The 16,957-nt window shown below is 44.6% G+C and carries 14 protein-coding genes and 1 other annotated feature; of the genes, 7 read left to right on the top strand and 7 right to left on the bottom strand.

Annotated elements, in window-relative coordinates; translation table 11 throughout:
- Positions 1 to 54: 54 nt before the first annotated feature.
- The gene (gene refZ, locus A8F94_RS05955; protein ID WP_066196928.1) at positions 55 to 678 is read right to left on the bottom strand and encodes a forespore capture DNA-binding protein RefZ; all 624 of its coding nucleotides are present in this window, start codon (positions 676 to 678) and stop codon (positions 55 to 57) included.
- A gap of 159 nt (positions 679 to 837) precedes the next feature.
- On the opposite strand from refZ, the gene A8F94_RS05960 reads away from it, so the two are divergent.
- On the top strand, positions 838 to 1,320 hold the full coding sequence (locus A8F94_RS05960) for a GAF domain-containing protein (protein ID WP_066196929.1): 483 nt from the start codon (positions 838 to 840) through the stop codon (positions 1,318 to 1,320).
- A 141-nt stretch (positions 1,321 to 1,461) separates the two neighbouring features.
- Here A8F94_RS05960 and megL read toward each other — a convergent pair whose 3' ends face one another.
- The gene (megL, locus tag A8F94_RS05965; protein WP_066196930.1) at positions 1,462 to 2,646 is read right to left on the bottom strand and encodes a methionine gamma-lyase; all 1,185 of its coding nucleotides are present in this window, start codon (positions 2,644 to 2,646) and stop codon (positions 1,462 to 1,464) included.
- Positions 2,647 to 2,810: 164 nt separating this feature from the next.
- Between megL and A8F94_RS05970 the strand changes: the two genes are divergently transcribed.
- Positions 2,811 to 3,713 carry a nuclease-related domain-containing protein gene (locus tag A8F94_RS05970; RefSeq protein WP_066196932.1) on the top strand — a complete coding sequence of 301 codons (903 nt, stop codon included), beginning with the start codon at positions 2,811 to 2,813 and terminating at the stop codon, positions 3,711 to 3,713.
- Between the two features lie 689 nt (positions 3,714 to 4,402).
- Positions 4,403 to 5,005 (top strand): 30S ribosomal protein S4, encoded by a 603-nt coding sequence (gene rpsD, locus A8F94_RS05975; RefSeq protein WP_066196934.1) that lies wholly within the window; start codon positions 4,403 to 4,405, stop codon positions 5,003 to 5,005.
- Between the two features lie 51 nt (positions 5,006 to 5,056).
- Here rpsD and A8F94_RS25655 read toward each other — a convergent pair whose 3' ends face one another.
- Complete coding sequence (locus tag A8F94_RS25655) at positions 5,057 to 5,230, bottom strand: DUF6954 family protein (protein WP_175384357.1); 174 nt, start codon at positions 5,228 to 5,230, stop codon at positions 5,057 to 5,059.
- A 109-nt stretch (positions 5,231 to 5,339) separates the two neighbouring features.
- On the bottom strand, positions 5,340 to 6,590 hold the full coding sequence (tyrS, locus tag A8F94_RS05980) for a tyrosine--tRNA ligase (RefSeq protein ID WP_066197308.1): 1,251 nt from the start codon (positions 6,588 to 6,590) through the stop codon (positions 5,340 to 5,342).
- A 45-nt stretch (positions 6,591 to 6,635) separates the two neighbouring features.
- Positions 6,636 to 6,854, bottom strand: a binding site (T-box leader).
- A 141-nt stretch (positions 6,855 to 6,995) separates the two neighbouring features.
- On the opposite strand from tyrS, the gene A8F94_RS05985 reads away from it, so the two are divergent.
- Positions 6,996 to 9,737, top strand: a complete 2,742-nt coding sequence (locus A8F94_RS05985; RefSeq protein ID WP_066196936.1) for a transglycosylase domain-containing protein — start codon at positions 6,996 to 6,998, stop codon at positions 9,735 to 9,737.
- 314 nt (positions 9,738 to 10,051) lie between these two features.
- On the opposite strand, the gene acsA is transcribed toward A8F94_RS05985, so the two are convergent.
- Positions 10,052 to 11,770 (bottom strand): acetate--CoA ligase, encoded by a 1,719-nt coding sequence (gene acsA / locus A8F94_RS05990; RefSeq protein WP_066196938.1) that lies wholly within the window; start codon positions 11,768 to 11,770, stop codon positions 10,052 to 10,054.
- Positions 11,771 to 11,944: 174 nt separating this feature from the next.
- Between acsA and A8F94_RS05995 the strand changes: the two genes are divergently transcribed.
- From A8F94_RS05995 to A8F94_RS06005, 3 genes are read left to right on the top strand one after another with little or no spacing between them, the layout of a single operon-like run.
- On the top strand, positions 11,945 to 12,577 hold the full coding sequence (locus A8F94_RS05995) for a GNAT family N-acetyltransferase (protein WP_066196940.1): 633 nt from the start codon (positions 11,945 to 11,947) through the stop codon (positions 12,575 to 12,577).
- A gap of 12 nt (positions 12,578 to 12,589) precedes the next feature.
- Positions 12,590 to 13,237, top strand: coding sequence for an acetoin utilization AcuB family protein (locus A8F94_RS06000; protein WP_066196942.1), 648 nt, complete (start codon positions 12,590 to 12,592; stop codon positions 13,235 to 13,237).
- Complete coding sequence (locus A8F94_RS06005; RefSeq protein WP_066196944.1) at positions 13,234 to 14,409, top strand: acetoin utilization protein AcuC; 1,176 nt, start codon at positions 13,234 to 13,236, stop codon at positions 14,407 to 14,409. The genes A8F94_RS06000 and A8F94_RS06005 overlap by 4 nt, the downstream gene beginning before the upstream one ends.
- A 66-nt stretch (positions 14,410 to 14,475) precedes the next feature.
- On the opposite strand, the gene ccpA is transcribed toward A8F94_RS06005, so the two are convergent.
- The gene (gene ccpA / locus A8F94_RS06010) at positions 14,476 to 15,474 is read right to left on the bottom strand and encodes a catabolite control protein A (RefSeq protein WP_066196946.1); all 999 of its coding nucleotides are present in this window, start codon (positions 15,472 to 15,474) and stop codon (positions 14,476 to 14,478) included.
- A gap of 198 nt (positions 15,475 to 15,672) precedes the next feature.
- Positions 15,673 to 16,743, bottom strand: a complete 1,071-nt coding sequence (locus A8F94_RS06015; protein WP_066196948.1) for a bifunctional 3-deoxy-7-phosphoheptulonate synthase/chorismate mutase — start codon at positions 16,741 to 16,743, stop codon at positions 15,673 to 15,675.
- Positions 16,744 to 16,957: the final 214 nt, after the last annotated feature.

Below are 16,957 nucleotides of genomic sequence, written 5' to 3' on the forward strand. Positions count from 1 at the left end.
TTATATTCCATAAGCAAAAAAAAGACACCCGGGTGTTTCCCCCGGTGCTGTTATTCATATAGCAATTGAGGCTTTATCGCGCGCAATCAGGGATCCATCAACCCAATCAAAAAGCTGATTCAGGTATTTATCAGCAAAATAGCGTTCATGAGGGAAGACATGAAGCACTTCGGTAATATAATGCGGATTCAGGAACGGCATTGTCACCAGCCCTTTAATTTGAATGATCGCATAGGCAATCGATAGGTTGCGGAAAACCCCTTCTTTCATTCCCCGTTCGAGAATGACCTGGAAATAGTACTTTTCTTTTTGGTAGTAAGTAGACATAATCTCTCGTACCATCTGGGAATCAAGCGACATCTCTCTTACAATAAATCTGGACATCTGAGTATTTCCGCATTGGAAATACATCAGGTTTTCCATTACTTTTTTGAGGCACACATGGGCCCCCATATCGAGTAAAGGTATCGCTGCTTCAATCTGAGCCAGGTATTGTTCGAAGTAAGTAGTTAAGCAATATTCCAGCAGCCCGTGCTTGTTTTCAAAATAATAAGCAATATTTGCCGGATTCACACCAGCCTTTGAGGCAATATCGCGAATCGAGGTACCTGCAAACCCTTGGGTATTAAAAAGTGAAACGGCGGCTAGAACAATGGCTTCCCTTTTATTTTTCCGCATAACAAGCCTCCCTTGTGCTCCAAATTGACAAGGACCACTCTAGTATTGTTTCTAGCTTTCTTCTGTAACTCCTTTATAAACCTGTCGACACTTTCTCCCCAAGATAAACAATTTCTGATAAAATAGGTTAAATTACATAGAGAAGAAAGGGGAATAAATATGTTTAATGTCGAAATGTATAAAGGCACACGTGAAGAGAATTACAACCTTGTGATAAAACAGCTGAAATCCTTGCTTGAAGGGGAAGACAATGTCATTGCCAATCTAAGCAATGCTTCCTCCCTCCTGAATCAATTCCTGGACCGGATCAATTGGGTAGGATTTTACTTGGTTGATGGGGAAAACGAGCTTGTCCTAGGGCCATTCCAGGGGCTTCCAGCCTGCGTAAGAATTCCATTCGGAAAAGGAGTTTGCGGCACATCAGCTGCAAAACTCGAAACAATCAGGGTAGAAGATGTTCATGCATTCCCTGGGCACATCGCCTGTGATGCAGCTTCCCAATCTGAAATTGTCGTACCCTTGATTAAGGACGGAAAACTACTTGGTGTACTCGACATCGACTCACCTGAAACAAATAGGTTTGACGAACTCGACCAGGAAAAGCTGGAGGAATTTGTAGCTGTATTGGTTAACTATCTATAAATTATCTAGTGGAGGCTGGCTTTTCACCCTCTAATTGATTAGCAAAAATGAGCCGGGCAGCTGCCGGCTCATTTTTTTGTTTTTTTTACGTTTGCACAAGTTCATTTATAAGTTTTTTCATGCACTACCTCTAGATCGCTTTTAAATTTTTTCGAGCGCTTGCTCAAGGTCATTTTTAATATCCACCCATGCCTCAAGCCCGACAGATAACCGGATCAGTGTATCCTTTATTCCCATCTTCGCCCGTTCTTCTACCGGTACTGCCGAATGGGTCATCGTGGCCGGGTGCTGAGCCAGCGTCTCGGCATCTCCTAAAGAGACGGCAATTTTTATCAGCTTCAGTTCGTCAAGGAATTTTTGGGCTGTATCCTTTGTTCCTTCTATTTCAAAAGAGATGAGAGCTCCAGGTTTCTTCATTTGTTTCTTTGCAATATCGTAATCTTGATGCTCCGGGTCTCCTGGATAAAAAATCTTCGCCACCTTTGGGTGGTTTTTTAAATAAGAAAAAATCTGTTCTGTATTTTCACAATGCCGGTCCATCCTGACTGCAAGCGTCTTAATTCCCCTGAGCAAAAGCCATGCATCAAAAGGCGATATGACTCCGCCAATATCCTTCTGGGCGGACAATGCTACTTTTTTCATAAAATCCGCACTGCCTGCAGCAACCCCGGCGATTACATCGCCATGGCCGCAAATGTATTTCGTCGCACTGTGCAGGCTGACATCGCACCCCAACTCTAGTGGGTTTTGCAAATATGGGGATGAAAATGTATTATCGACCACTACCGGGATTCCTTTTCCTTTTACAATGGTTGATACCATTTCAAGGTCGACAAGCTTCATCGTCGGATTAATTGGAGTCTCTATAAAAATGCAGCATGTATTTTCCTGAATAGCCTCTGCTACCTGCTCAGGACTATCCATTGGCGAAAAACTATGTGTAACTCCAAATCGATCTTGCATGAGCTGCAAAAGGCCAAATGTACAGCCATACACTCCAGGGGAACACAAAATATGTTCACCAGATTTCACCAGTGAAAATAGTACGGCAGACACTGCCGCCATTCCCGATGAGAACGCGAGGGCAGCCTCGGCTCCTTCAAGTTCTGCTATCCTGCTTTCCAGAATGCTCACTGTTGGATTGCCCAATCTGGTATAAATATAGCCTTCCTCTTCCCCTGCAAATCTCTTTTCTCCTTGTGCGGCATTTTCAAATACGAATGTCGATGTCTGAAAAAGCGGTGGTACAAGGCTCCCACTATGCTCCTTTGGCTCATAACCCGAATGAATCAACCTCGTTTCAAGCTGCAATTTGTTCCCGTCCATCCTTCTCCCCCTTCGTTCTATTGAAAACGTTCACATAACCTGATACTAGCATATGATATCCCCTTAAAATTTGAAAGTAAAAACACATAAGTTACCTTATTCACACTTGAACAGGTAGTTTATAATAGTAGGTGTAAGAACTAATTTTAGAAAGGGAGTGTCCCATGCCAAAAAAGATGCGAACTGAATCAAGAGAACTACGAGTCCTCCGCTCTTTGGACAGAAGGATGGATTTGGAGGAAGCCGTTAAACAGCAATATAGCAACCTGAAAAAGGGGTATGAAGGAGAATTGCTGTTTGATGCGCGCACCGAACTGCTTACATCTGACTGCATCATTTTAAACGATTTATTGCTGCAAATTAACGGCAAGACGTTCCAGATTGACACGTTGATTATCTTTCCAAATGAAATTTTCATTTTTGAGGTTAAGAATTTTGAAGGGGAATTTTTTTATGCTGACGGAAAGTTATTTAAAAAGCCCCAGGCCGAAGTGGCTGATCCCCTGCTTCAATTAAGCAGAACCGAAACGTCACTGCGCCAGCTCTTGAAAAGTATTGGATTCAACGTCCAGGTGGAAGGCTCTGTTGTCTTCATCAACCCTGAATTCACCTTATACAATGCCCCTCTCGATAAACCCATCATTCTTCCTACCTATCTCAACCCTTATTTTAAAAAACTTAATACAAAAACAGGAAAGCTTAGGGGATACCATACATTACTGGCAGATAAACTAATCTCCATGCATTTGGAAAATTCACCTTTTGAACAGCTGCCTGCCTATGAGATTGAACACGTTCGACCCGGAATGCTATGTCAAAGGTGTGATTCATTTGACGTGTATGTGGAGGGGAAGAAATTAAATTGCAAGAATTGCTCCCATACCGAAAAAGTGGAGGAAGCTGTTATGCGTCATGTCGAAGAATTTAAGCTTCTCTTTCCCGATCAGCAAATAAAAACTATCCTAATACATAATTGGTGCGGGATAGTGTCTATGAAATGGATTAAGAGCATTCTCGAAAAGAATTTTAAAATGGTTAGATTAAGTAGATGGTCTTATTTTGAGTAGTTTTTGTTCCTCTTTAAATATATTGACGCCACTATCAAGGCTTTTTGGTTAACAGAGTCGTTAAGAAGTCTTGTTAACGACCGCACAACTCTTTTTTTGCTCACAGGGTCGTCAAGAAGCCTTATTAACGACCGCACAACTCTTTTTTTGCTCACAGGGTCGTTAAGAAGCCTTATTAACAACCGCACAACTCTCTTTTTGCTCACAGGGTCGTCAAGAGGCCATTGACGACCGGACACCGCTTTTTTTGTTCACAGGGTCGTCAAGAAGCCTTATTAACGACCGAACAACACTTTTTTTTACTTACAGGGTCGTTAAAAGGCCATTAACGACCGAACAACACTTTTTTGCTCACAGGGTCGTCAAGAACCTCATAAATAGATATTCTAAAAAAACTGCCTGCCTCTAACTGGAACCTGGGTGTCAACGAATTATGCCCTTGACTTATCCCCTAAAAAAGTTATATAATACTCTTTGTGTAAAATATTGCAGCCTGAATGAACCCTTTATGGATCTCATTTTGTTCCTCACTTGAAAAGCGGACGCACAATGCGCCCATGGCATAAAGTGATGGTGTATCTTGTAACCCTATGCTGCTGGGGCGAGGATGCATGAAAACAAAATGGCCCATATTGCTGATTCATACGGTTTTTATTTTACCAAAATAAAAACACGAGGAGGAGTCTATTATGGCTCGTTATACCGGCCCAAGCTGGAAACTGTCCCGCCGTCTAGGAATTTCCCTAACCGGAACAGGTAAAGAAGTAGAAAAGCGTCCTTACGCTCCTGGACAACATGGTCCAAACCAACGCAAGAAGATTTCCGAATACGGATTGCAGTTGCAAGAAAAGCAAAAGCTTCGTCACATGTACGGAGTAACTGAGCGCCAGTTCCGCAACCTGTTTGTTAGAGCAGGAAAAATGGCAGGCGTTCACGGCGAAAACTTCATGATTCTTCTTGAATCTCGCCTTGATAACCTTGTTTACCGTCTTGGCCTTGCCCGCACTCGCCGTGCAGCACGCCAGTTGGTAAACCATGGCCACATCCTTGTTGATGGTTCACGCGTAGATATTCCATCATACCGCGTAGCTCCTGGCCAAACAATCAGCCTTCGCGAAAAGTCCCGCAACCTTGATGTTGTGAAGGAATCTCTTGACGTGAACAGCTTCGTTCCAGATTACCTGACTTTCGATGCAGATAAGCTTGAAGGAACATTCACACGCCTACCAGAGCGTTCTGAACTTCCAGCTGAAATCAACGAAACTCTTATCGTTGAATTCTACAGCCGTTAATAATTGCGGCTTCTACCAAAAGACCCGGTCCAACATGGACCGGGTCTTTTGTCATTTCGAAAATCGTTTATATAAAAAACCAAGCAGCACGTATAAAGCCAGCACAATCAAGGCAGTAACGAGCCGCTCGGTCCAAACACCATCCGCCATGAGCACCGGGCCAAGCCCGAAGAATGTCAGCAAGCCGAACAAAACCAGGAATACTAGATGCAGCAGCCATTTCATCCATAATCACTCCTTTCTATAGTAGACGAAGACTGCCTGTCCACTGTTTCCTTCCTGAAGTACTCTTGCAAAAATAAATAGCCGCAGGCACACCCGCGGCTATCCAATATTAATACCTGATTAAAGTGTATTTCTTCTTTCCTCTTCTGATAATCGAAAACTTTGCTTCAATCCGGTCACTTTCTGACAACACATACGCAGCATCAGTAACTTTTTCACCGTTAACGGAAACGGCACCCGTTGTAATGTCTTCACGAGCCTGACGCTTGGATGGAGAAATTTTCGCAGCAACCAGCAAATCTACCAACGTTTCTTCCCCGGCAAATTGGTAGGAAGGAACATCTTTAAATCCTTGTTCGATTTCGGAAGCTGACAGGCTTTTAACGTCCCCACTGAACAATGCGGCGGAGATTTTAATTGCCTGGTCAAGCGACTCCTGGCCGTGGATCAGACGGGTCATTTCTTCAGCTAGCGCTTTTTGTGCTTTTCGAAGATGCGGCTCTTCCTGGACTGATTTTTCCAATGCTTCAATTTCTTCATGGGACAGGAAGGTAAAGTATTTTAAGTATTTGACGACATCGGCATCGGCTGCGTTAACCCAGAACTGGTAGAATTCGTACGGAGTTGTCTTTTCAGAATCAAGCCAAATTGCACCGCCCTCAGTTTTCCCAAACTTTGTACCATCAGCCTTTGTAACGAGCGGAATGGTCATTCCGAAGGCTTTTTCGCTATCAGGGAGCATTTTGCGGATCAATTCCAGCCCGGTTGTAATATTCCCCCACTGGTCACTGCCGCCGATTTGCAGCCTGCACTGGTGTTTCTCATACAAATGCTTGAAGTCCATCCCCTGCAGGAGTGTGTAAGTGAATTCGGTAAAAGATATCCCTGTTTCGAGTCGGCTTGCAATCGTATCTTTTGCAAGCATGTAATTGATGCCGATATGCTTACCGTAATCCCTCAAAAAAGTGATGATATCCAAATCCTTCGTCCACTCATAATTATTCACCATAAGTGCGCTGTTTTCGCCTTCAAAATCAAATATGGTTTTCAGCTGCTCTGTCAACCGCTCTACATTATGCTGAACAGTTTCAATCGACTGCAACGTCCTTTCGGTGTTTGGTTTAGGGTCTCCGATTAGCCCGGTTGCACCGCCAACTAGTACAATTGGACGATGGCCGGCCTGCTGGAAGCGCCTTAAGGTTAGATATGGAAGCAAATGTCCGATGTGCATGCTGTCGCCAGTCGGATCCATCCCGCAGTATAAGGATATTTTTTCTTTTGCGAGAGTCTCCCTCATGCCTTCTTCATCGGTTTGCTGGTAAATGATGCCTCTCCATTGTAAATCCTGTATTAAATCCACTACAATTCCTCCAATTTTGACAAAATAAAAACGCCCCTGCATAAATGCAGGGACGCAAAACGTAATCGCGCGGTACCACCCAGCTTGAGAAAAGGTTGCATTTCTCCAACTCTTAGGATAACGGTTCACACCGTGCCGCCCATAAAACTGGGCAAGCAATGGCTCCGGGGTGTAATTCATTTTTTCCATTTGCACTGCCTCGCACCTACCGGCAGCTCTCTTACCAGGGATGGAAAAACTACTTCGCCCTTTCATAGCCGTTTAAATTATGAAAATTAAACGTTAATTCTTTTTACCATAGGGAAAGATAAATGTCAATTCCCCTGACAATTTCCGAAAATTCCAGTCAATCTCCATTTTTGCCGTCGCTTTATGCTATAATGTATGTGATTTTGGAGGGATGATATGGAGAAGAATAAGCACTCATTTTTTGATAAAACTTTGTCCATTTTCACAAATAAGAAGACGGTCAAAAACGCCAGGATTTCGTATGGGGTCCTTTGGAACCTATTCCTGATTTTTCTCGTTGTTTCCGTGGCTGGCGGTGCATTTGCCGCTGGAACAGGCGTTGGTTATTTCGCATCGCTTGTAAAAGACGAGCCGATTCGAAGCTATGAAAGCATGAAGAAGGACATTTATAATTATACGGAAACTTCCGAGGTTTATTTTGCTGGCGATGTCCCGCTTGGGAAGCTGCGCACCGACCTCTACAGGGAGGAAATAAAGCTAAAGGATGTATCCCCGCATGTAATCAATGCCGTGATTGCCACTGAGGATGAATATTTCTATGAGCATGATGGAGTCGTTCCAAAGGCAATCCTTCGCGCTCTTGTCCAGGAAGTGACCAATTCGTCGGTTCAATCTGGCGGAAGTACGCTCACCCAGCAGCTGATTAAAAACCAGATATTAACTAACGAAGTCTCGTTTGAACGAAAAGCGAAGGAAATTCTTTTGGCTTTAAGACTGGAAAAGTTTTTTGAGAAGGATGAAATTCTCGAAGCATACTTGAATATGGCAACATTTGGCCGTAACTCTTCCGGCCGTAACATTGCAGGTGTCCAATCCGCCGCCAAAGGAATCTTTGGAGTCGATGCAATACAATTAAACTTAGCCCAAGCTGCATTTATTGCTGGCTTGCCGCAAAGTCCTTTTGGCTATACGCCATTCACCCAGGACAAAAAGATCAAGGAAAATCTTGAACCTGGCCTGAACCGAATGAAGATTGTCTTAAAACGGATGTATGATGGCGGATATATTACAGATAAAGAATACAGCGACGCGCTCGCCTATGATATCAAAAAGGACTTTGTCGAACCGGGGGCCGATCCTCTGGAAAAATATCCATGGGTCATGGTTGAAGCAGAAATGCGAGCCACTGAAATTCTGACAAAAGTTCTTGCCGAGAAGGAAGGCGTCACTGAGAAGGAACTAAAGGAAGATGACAAGCTATATAATAAGTATTATATGCTTGCAGGCCGAGAATTGAGGCAAAGCGGCTATCGCATTCACACGACAATCGACCAGAAAATCTATGATGCGATGGAGAAGGCCAAGAATCAATACCCTTATTACGGGCCGGATAAACCGGAAACAAAGGAAGATCCGGAAACAGGTGAAAAGAAGACAGTCATGGAACCGGTTGAGGTCGGCGCCATTATGATCGAGAACAAAACTGGAAAGATTATCAGTTTTGTCGGGGGAAGGGATTTCAAGAAGCAGGAATTGAACCATGCGACAAGGTCAATCAGGCAAAACGGTTCCACCATGAAGCCGCTGCTCGTTTATGCGCCTGCATTTGAATTGGGAGCAGCCTCACCCGGCACGATTCTTCCTGATGTCCCTTTACACCTTGATCCCGATAAGCCAAACAAACCGTGGCCAAGCAACTACGGTGGCGGCTATAGCGGGATGGCAACAGCCCGATACGCTTTTGCCAAATCATACAACGTTCCCGCCGTGAAGCTTTATAGCCAAATTGAGAAAAAAAATCCGGGGCAGTATCTTGAAAAAATGGGGATCACAACCCTGGGCAAAGAGGATTATACGAATAGAGCAGCTGCAATCGGTTCAATGCAAAAAGGTGTAACGGTTGAAGAAAACACCAATGCCTTCACAACTTTTGCTAATGGCGGGAAATTTATCGATGCGTATATGATAGAGAAGATCACTGATAAAGACGGTAATGTGATTTATCAGCATAAAGTAGAACCGACTGATGTATTCAGTCCGCAAACTGCATATCTAACAATAGATATCATGAGGGACGTGTTTAAATATGGTACAGCAGCAAGTGTCAAGAACAAACTTAAATTCAGTACTGACTGGGCCGGCAAAACGGGAACAGGAAACCAATTCTACGATTCCTGGATTGTCGCAACAAATCCAAATATTACAATGGGAATTTGGACTGGTTACGATACGCAGAAATCATTGAAGACTAAAGGCAGCCTTTCCTATAGCCAACGGACAAACTACCTATGGGCCGACCTTCTTAATGCGGCCTATGATGTAAATCCAAATCTGGTCGCACCTAAAGCACAATTTAAACGGCCTAACGGAATTGTCACAAGGTCATTCTGTGCCATTTCCGGCACCTTGCCTTCAGAGGCTTGTAAAAGAGCCGGGCTGGTCGAAACTGATATTTTCAACGCCAAGTATGTGCCAACAAAAACGGATGATAGCCTAAGTTCGGGCAAGTATGTAAGGATTGGCGATAAAAACTACATGGCTCTTGATTCCACTCCAGATGACTTTGCCGAAACAGGGCTTGTCCTGAATCCGGAATACGCATCTGCCTTGACAGGTACGAACTTCAAGAATGCATCGGCCCTTATTCCGAAAATGAAACGCTGGTCGAACCTGCTTGTTCCAGATGCAAAGCTGGCTGAAAACGGGAAAACCCCTGCCTCTGTCGGCCTCAGTGCATCAGGCAATACCCTTAAATGGGGTGCTGTCAATGAGAAGGACATTATCGGGTACCGTGTGTATTCGGCTGACGGGAATAGGGTAGCCAGCATCCGTGCTGGTACCGGATTATCGTATCCTGCCAATCCAGGTATTTATTATGTCACAGCAGTCGATATTGCCGGCCAGGAATCCGCACCATCCAATACAATTGAAATCGGCGGAACCCCAAGCGGCGAATAACAACAAAAGCGCAAACGCCTTGGTCATCGCCGTACAAACTGGAGGGGCTTCGACTGAGATAAAGGAATCACGAAGAGCGATAGCGATTCGATGATGACTTATCGTAGGGAGGAGACCTGAAGTTTGCTAGGCGATAGGCGCTGGAGCTAGACGTGAACATAAGCGCAAGCACCTGTTCAACGTGTATGGCCTGCAGGCGTCTTGCCGCTGGGCACTATAAAGCCAGTAAACAAAAAAGAAACCGCATTGGAGATGAATCCGATGCGGTTTCTTTTTTTCTGGCAATGCCAAGTTTTCAAACCTTCAACTTTTAATTAGTCTTCCATTGTTGACAGGTCGCCTGTTGGAAGATCAAGCTCCCAGGCTTTTAGAACGCGCCTCATGATTTTACCGCTCCGAGTTTTTGGAAGCTTGTCGCGGAAATCGATTTCCCTTGGAGCTGCATGGGCAGCGAGCCCTTTTTTCACAAACTGGCGAATTTCTTCTTTTAAATCCTCCGTTGCTTCATAGCCATCCCGGAGGGCAACAAACGCCTTGATGATTTCACCCCGGACAGGATCCGGTTTCCCGATAACCCCGGCCTCCGCTACAGCTGGATGTTCAACGAGTTTGCTTTCCACTTCGAAAGGCCCAACCCTTTCCCCTGATGTCATAATCACATCGTCGACACGGCCCTGGAACCAGAAATATCCTTCCTCATCCATATAGGCTGAGTCGCCTGTTACATACCAGTCTCCCGGCATAAAATACGACTCGTATTTTTGAGGATTGTTCCAAATCGCATGCATCATTGATGGCCAGCCTCTTTTAATGGCCAGGTTCCCCATTCGGTAAGGAGGAAGTTCTTCCCCCCGGTCATCGATGATCGCTGCTTCGATGCCAGGCAGCGGCTTGCCCATTGACCCTGGTTTGATTGGCATACATGGATAATTGCAAATCAGCTGGGCACCAGTCTCTGTCATCCACCATGTATCATGGATACGCTTGTTGAACACCTTCATGCCCCATTTGACGACCTCGGGATTCAGCGGCTCACCTACACTCAACACATGGCGAAGGCTTGAAAGGTCATACTTCTTGACGATTTCATCCCCGGCCCCCATCAGCATCCTGAACGCAGTAGGTGCGCTATACCAAACGGTTACTCCAAACTCTTCAATCATCTTATACCAGGTATCCGGCGAGAAGCGGCCTCCAACAATGACATTTGAAACCCCGGCAAGCCAAGGGCCGAAAATTCCATAGGAGGTTCCGGTTACCCAGCCTGGGTCGGCTGTACACCAGTATACATCGTCCTCTTTCAAGTCAAGAACCCATTGGCCGGTCTGGTAATGCTGGATCATCGCATTATGGACATGCAGGACTCCCTTCGGCTTTCCAGTCGAGCCGGAAGTATAATGGAGAATTAGCCCATCCTGCCTATCCACCCACTCAATCTTAAGATTTTTATCTGCTTCAGCAAATTTCTTTTTAAAATCAATAACCTTATCGGTTTCCTGAACTCCGTCCCCAACAATAAATATGTACTTCAATGCAGGCAGTTCATCGACTGGAACCCTGTTTAGCAGTTCTGGAGTTGTAACAATCACCTTTGCTTCGCTGTCCTGAAGCCGATCCCTTACAGCACCCTCCATGAACGCTTCAAAAAGCGGACCGACAATGGCCCCAAGTTTGATTGCGCCAAGCACTGCAAAATACAGCTCAGGCGAGCGCGGCATGAAAATAAAGACGCGGTCCCCCTTTTCTACATCCCCATACGTCTTCAATACATTTGCAGCCTTGTTGGACAGGTCCTTCATTTCCTTAAAGGTGTACTTTTCATTCCGCTCATTGTCCCTGTAATAAAGGGCCACTTTGTTTTTGCGGAAAGTGGCGGCATGGCGGTCAATCGCTTCATGTGCAAGATTCACCAGGCCTGTTTCATACCAGCTAAATGCCTTTTCAGTTTCTTTCCAGTCAAAATTCTTATAGGCCTCCTGATAATCCTTCAGATTATAGTCCCCTTGAATGACTGGCAGCGCTTCCATTTTCACTTATTACTATCCCCCTTCATTGAGTTTATATTATTATAGTATAAAAGAATGCTATTCACAATTTTTTAAATATTATATAAGCTCTCCTTTTACAGAAAATTAAGTGAAAGCGCTTTATCTATCACGATTTTATGTATAATAGAATTATTATCAAAGCTTGCAGGCGGTGACGTAATGGAACATGTAAAAACGTATAATGCAAAAGAATTGAAAACCGCAAACGGAAACCTCATCATTGAAGGGCCCATTTCTGCCGAGAAACTAGCGGGCTATGAATTTCATGAAAATCTTACAGCTTTTCGGCAGCCTGCCCAGCAGCACAAGGCGCTGATAGAAATTGCTTCATTGCCAGAAGGGCGTATTATCATTGCCAGGCACAACCATACCATAGTCGGGTATGTAACCTATTTGTATCCCGACCCGCTCGAGCGATGGTCAGAAGGAAACATGGAGGATTTGATAGAGCTCGGAGCCATTGAAGTTATCCCTGATTTCAGGGGGAATTCGGTCGGTAAAAACCTTCTCAGAGTATCAATGATGGATGATGCCATGGAGGACTACATTACGATAACGACAGAATATTACTGGCATTGGGACCTAAAAGGAACCGGCCTCAATGTATGGGAGTACCGGAAGATCATGGAGAAGATGATGAATGCCGGGGGTCTTGAGTGGTACGCAACCGATGATCCGGAAATCAGCTCCCATCCTGCCAATTGCCTTATGGCGAGAATCGGCAAAAGAGTAAAGCCGGAATCGATCCAGAAATTCGATCAGCTTCGATTTATGAACCGCTTTATGTACTAAGGGGGAAGTACGATGATTATCGAAGAAATCATGAAAACAAAAGTTGCCACGTTACAGGCCGCTAACACAGTTGCAGATGCCATCAAATTGATGGAAGACTACAAAATCCGCCATATTCCAATAGTTGATGGGAACAGGCATGTAATCGGGCTTGTGACCGACAGGGATATTCGCGATGCAACTCCATCGATTTTTAGAAGGCAGGAGCATTCGGAAGATTTTCAAAAGCCTTTGGAAACGATTATGAAAAAGAATGTGATTACGGCTCATCCCCTTGATTTTGTTGAAGAGACAGCCGCACTCTTTTATGAGCATCATATTAGCTGCATGCCCGTTATCCAGGACAGCAGGCTTGTCGGAATTGTAACTGAAACGGATCTTCTCCATACACTTGTGGAACTGACAGGAGCACATACACCCGGTTCTCAAATTGAAGTAAAGGTTCCAAACAAATCAGGAACTCTCTGGGAAGTAGCCAATGTGATCCGGAATCGGAAGGCAAACATCCAAAGCGTGCTAGTGTACCCCGATAAAAAGGATGAAGCCTATAAAATACTGGTCATACGAGTCCAAACGATGAATCCAGTTGGCCTGATCCATGATCTGAAAGCCGCCGGACATCACGTCTTATGGCCAAACATTCCGGGTATGCCGATATGAGTGACGCCTGTGCCTTTATCTATTCGGATGATTTGCTGAAATACAATTTTGGCGGCCAGCACCCTTTCAACCAGTTCAGGATACGATTAACGATGGATTTGTTAAGGCGTGCCGGTGCTTTGGATGAATCTTCAATCGTCCCTCCCCGGCCGGCCACAGACGATGAGTTATGCCTGATTCATGATCCATCCTATGTCCATGCAGTCAAAATGGCTGGAAAAGGCCTGCTTAGCGGAGAAACGGCAGAGAATTTTGGACTGGGAACCGAGGATACGCCCATCTTCCCAAGCATGCATGAAGCAAGCTCAATGATCGTGGGAGGTACTCTTGAAGCAGTGGATATGGTTATGACCGGGAAGGCCGCCCATGCATTACACCTTGGCGGAGGCCTCCATCATGGATTCAGGGGCAAGGCTTCGGGATTTTGCATTTATAATGACAGCTCGGTGGCAATCAAATACTTGCAGGAAAAGTATAAGGCACGGGTGCTTTATGTTGATACAGACGCCCATCACGGGGACGGGGTTCAATGGTCATTCTATGATGATCCCAATGTTTGCACCCTATCCATACATGAAACCGGCAGATACCTGTTCCCTGGTACAGGCTCAATCAATGAACGCGGACAAGGAAAAGGCTATGGCTATTCTTTTAATATTCCCGTAGATGCATTCACTGAAGACGAGTCCTGGCTGCATGTTTATAGAACTGCTTTAACAGAAGTAGCGGATTTTTTTAAACCCGACATTATCCTGACTCAGAATGGGGCAGATTCCCATTATTATGATCCATTAACACATTTATACGGAACGATGCAGATTTATCGTGAAATCCCAAGGCTGGCCCATGAAATTGCACATCGTTACTGCAATGGCAGATGGGTCGCTGTCGGTGGCGGAGGCTATGATATCTGGAGAGTCGTCCCGCGGGCCTGGGCTCTTATTTGGCTTGAAATGAACGGGAAAGCTTCAATTGCGGATGGGGATCTCCCTGCCGGCTGGACTGAAGCTTGGGAGAAGAAAGCCGGGATGGTGCTTCCGTCAACATGGGAAGATGCTCCTGATTTATATAAGCCGATTCCAAGAAAAGCCGAGATTACCGAAAAGAATCGGCTGACCCTTGAAAAGGCATTATATCCAATCAGAAATACATCCAGGACCGAGTCAGTTTAACGAGTAATTCAAGTAAAAAACTAAAATGCCCGGAGCGAGTACAGCCTCCGGGCATTTCAATTCCAATTATTTTGTTGAATGTCTTACCTCGATGCGGTGCGGAAGAACGACAATATGCTCATCGACCTTTTCTTTATTCATATATTTAGTCAAAAGGCGCATCGCTACTGCACCAATGTCATATAAAGGCTGCACTAGCGTAGTCAGCTGCGGGCGAACCATCAGGGACAGTCTCGTATTATCCGAAGTAATGACTTCAAAGTCTTCAGGTATCTTGAAGCCTTTATCCTGCGCGCCATGGACAACCCCGAGGGCCATTTCATCGGAACCAACAAGAAGCGCGGTCGGCCTCTCATCAGCATCAATCAGCTTCTCGATGGCTTCAACACCGGAATCATACGTATAATCCCCTTCTACAATATACTCCTCGTTAAATGGGAGGCCTGCTTCATCAAGAGCTCTCCTATATCCGTTCAGCTTCAGCTCGCTGTTCTTTGGCTCATGGAGAGGGCCAATGACAAATCCAATCCGCTTATGCCCACGCTCGATATATTCCGTTACAGCATCATAAACGGCCTGTTCATAATCAATATTAACCGAAGGAATCTCCCTTGTTTGTTCCAATGATCCTGCCAGTACAATTGGCACTGGGGATTTTTTGAATTCCTCCACATGCTCAGCAGTAATATTGCCGCCCATAAAAACAATCCCATCCACTTGTTTTCCAAGCATCGTATTCAGCAAGTGAAGCTCCTTGTCCTTATTCTGGTCAGAGTTACTTAAAATAATATTGTATTTGTACATAGTTGCGATGTCTTCAATACCCCTGGCAAGCTCGGCATAAAAAATATTCGAAATGTCCGGGATAATGACTCCAACCGTTGTTGTCTTTTTGCTCGCAAGACCCCTGGCTACAGCATTTGGCCTATAGCCAAGCCTGTCAATGACTTCCATAACCTTTTTTCTTGTTGCTGGTTTCACATTCGGGTTGCCGTTCACAACCCTGGAAACCGTTGCCATCGAGACATTCGCTTCGCGGGCAACATCGTAAATCGTAATATTCATCCGTGTAAACACTCCTTAAAACAGGCCTTTTTTTTATTTTGCCTCTAATTGGCTTCACTAGTCATTTTTATGTATGTGAGTTAGTATACATACTTGTTGCTTCTAATCATACGATAACCGATGAATTGCTGCAAATAACATTGTTTACTTTTTGCAAAAATAATGCCTTCTGTCTGGGACAGAAGGCATTTCTTAAGATTATTGGCGCACAAGGTTGGAAGCCATAATCTCTGATAGGAAACTGTCAAACTGCTCGAGGTTCATTTGCTGGGCGGAATCGGATAAGGCTACAGCCGGGTCCGGATGGACTTCTGCCATTACCCCATCTGCTCCTATCGCAAGTGCAGCTTTGGCGGCTGGCAGCAGCAAATCCCTTCTGCCAGTTGAATGGGTCACATCAACCATGACAGGAAGATGCGTTTCCTGTTTTAAAATTGGAACAGCTGTAATATCAAGTGTATTCCTTGTTGCTTTTTCATACGTACGGATGCCGCGTTCGCAGAGAATAATATTGCCATTACCCTGTGACATGATATATTCTGCAGCATTGATGAATTCCTCAATGGTTGCTGAAATTCCACGCTTTAGTAAAATCGGTTTTGTTGCTGCACCCGCTGCCTTAAGCAATTCAAAGTTCTGCATATTCCTTGCGCCTATTTGAATGACATCCAGATATTCTTCTGCCATTTCAATATCCGCAGGATTAACAATTTCACTGATGACAGCCATATTGTATTCCTTGGAAATCTGCTTCAGGATTTTTAGGCCTTCAACGCCGAGGCCTTGGAAATCATAAGGAGAGGTACGCGGCTTAAAGGCACCGCCGCGCAAAAGCTTCAGTCCCTTTTGCTGCATATGTTTCGCTACTGCCGCAACTTGTTCATAAGACTCGACCGCACAAGGACCAAAAACAAAGTGAGGCTTACCGTCTCCAATTCGTTCTCCATTTACCTCAACGATTGTGTTTTCAGGATGCTTTTTCCTTGAAACGAGCAGGTCTTTGCTATGGTCATCCTTTTGCAGCTCCAAGCTTGCTTTGAAAATTTCCTTGAAGATATGCTCGATAGTCGCATCTTCAAAAGGACCTTCATTTTTTTGCTTAATGATATCAAGCATTTTTCGTTCGCGTACAGGATCAAACCGATACACTCCCTGATTTTCCTTTACGCGGCCAATTTCCTGGGCCAGCTGGGCACGCTCGCTAATAATTCTGAGTAGGTCCATGTTTAGTTCATCAATACGCGAACGCAACTTATCCAATTCGTTCATATCGGTTTTCATCCTTTCGTCGCCCGACTGTCAACAATAATTTGGGCAATATTAAAATATTGTGTTTCAGTGGTAATAGGGTATATTATACTTTATTACGAAAATTTTGTCACTACTATTTCTTTATTGATTAAACGCTTTTAAGCACTAAAGTACCAGTAGTTTGAACTTCTAGCCTTTTTCTCTTATTCTTTCCTTGGTTTTCGTAAACATT

It is taken from the genome of Bacillus sp. FJAT-27225 (assembly GCF_001685025.1).
In the GTDB taxonomy this organism is placed as follows: Bacteria; Bacillota; Bacilli; order Bacillales; family Cytobacillaceae; genus Bacillus_D.

Coding starts and splice junctions, on each gene's coding strand:
- refZ (WP_066196928.1), bottom strand. CDS start 678: ATGCGGAAAAATAAAAGGGAAGCCATTGTTCTAGCCGCCGTTTCACTT.
- A8F94_RS05960 (WP_066196929.1), top strand. CDS start 838: ATGTTTAATGTCGAAATGTATAAAGGCACACGTGAAGAGAATTACAAC.
- megL (WP_066196930.1), bottom strand. CDS start 2,646: ATGGACGGGAACAAATTGCAGCTTGAAACGAGGTTGATTCATTCGGGT.
- A8F94_RS05970 (WP_066196932.1), top strand. CDS start 2,811: ATGCCAAAAAAGATGCGAACTGAATCAAGAGAACTACGAGTCCTCCGC.
- rpsD (WP_066196934.1), top strand. CDS start 4,403: ATGGCTCGTTATACCGGCCCAAGCTGGAAACTGTCCCGCCGTCTAGGA.
- A8F94_RS25655 (WP_175384357.1), bottom strand. CDS start 5,230: ATGAAATGGCTGCTGCATCTAGTATTCCTGGTTTTGTTCGGCTTGCTG.
- A8F94_RS05985 (WP_066196936.1), top strand. CDS start 6,996: ATGGAGAAGAATAAGCACTCATTTTTTGATAAAACTTTGTCCATTTTC.
- A8F94_RS05995 (WP_066196940.1), top strand. CDS start 11,945: ATGGAACATGTAAAAACGTATAATGCAAAAGAATTGAAAACCGCAAAC.
- A8F94_RS06000 (WP_066196942.1), top strand. CDS start 12,590: ATGATTATCGAAGAAATCATGAAAACAAAAGTTGCCACGTTACAGGCC.
- A8F94_RS06005 (WP_066196944.1), top strand. CDS start 13,234: ATGAGTGACGCCTGTGCCTTTATCTATTCGGATGATTTGCTGAAATAC.
- ccpA (WP_066196946.1), bottom strand. CDS start 15,474: ATGAATATTACGATTTACGATGTTGCCCGCGAAGCGAATGTCTCGATG.
- A8F94_RS06015 (WP_066196948.1), bottom strand. CDS start 16,743: ATGAACGAATTGGATAAGTTGCGTTCGCGTATTGATGAACTAAACATG.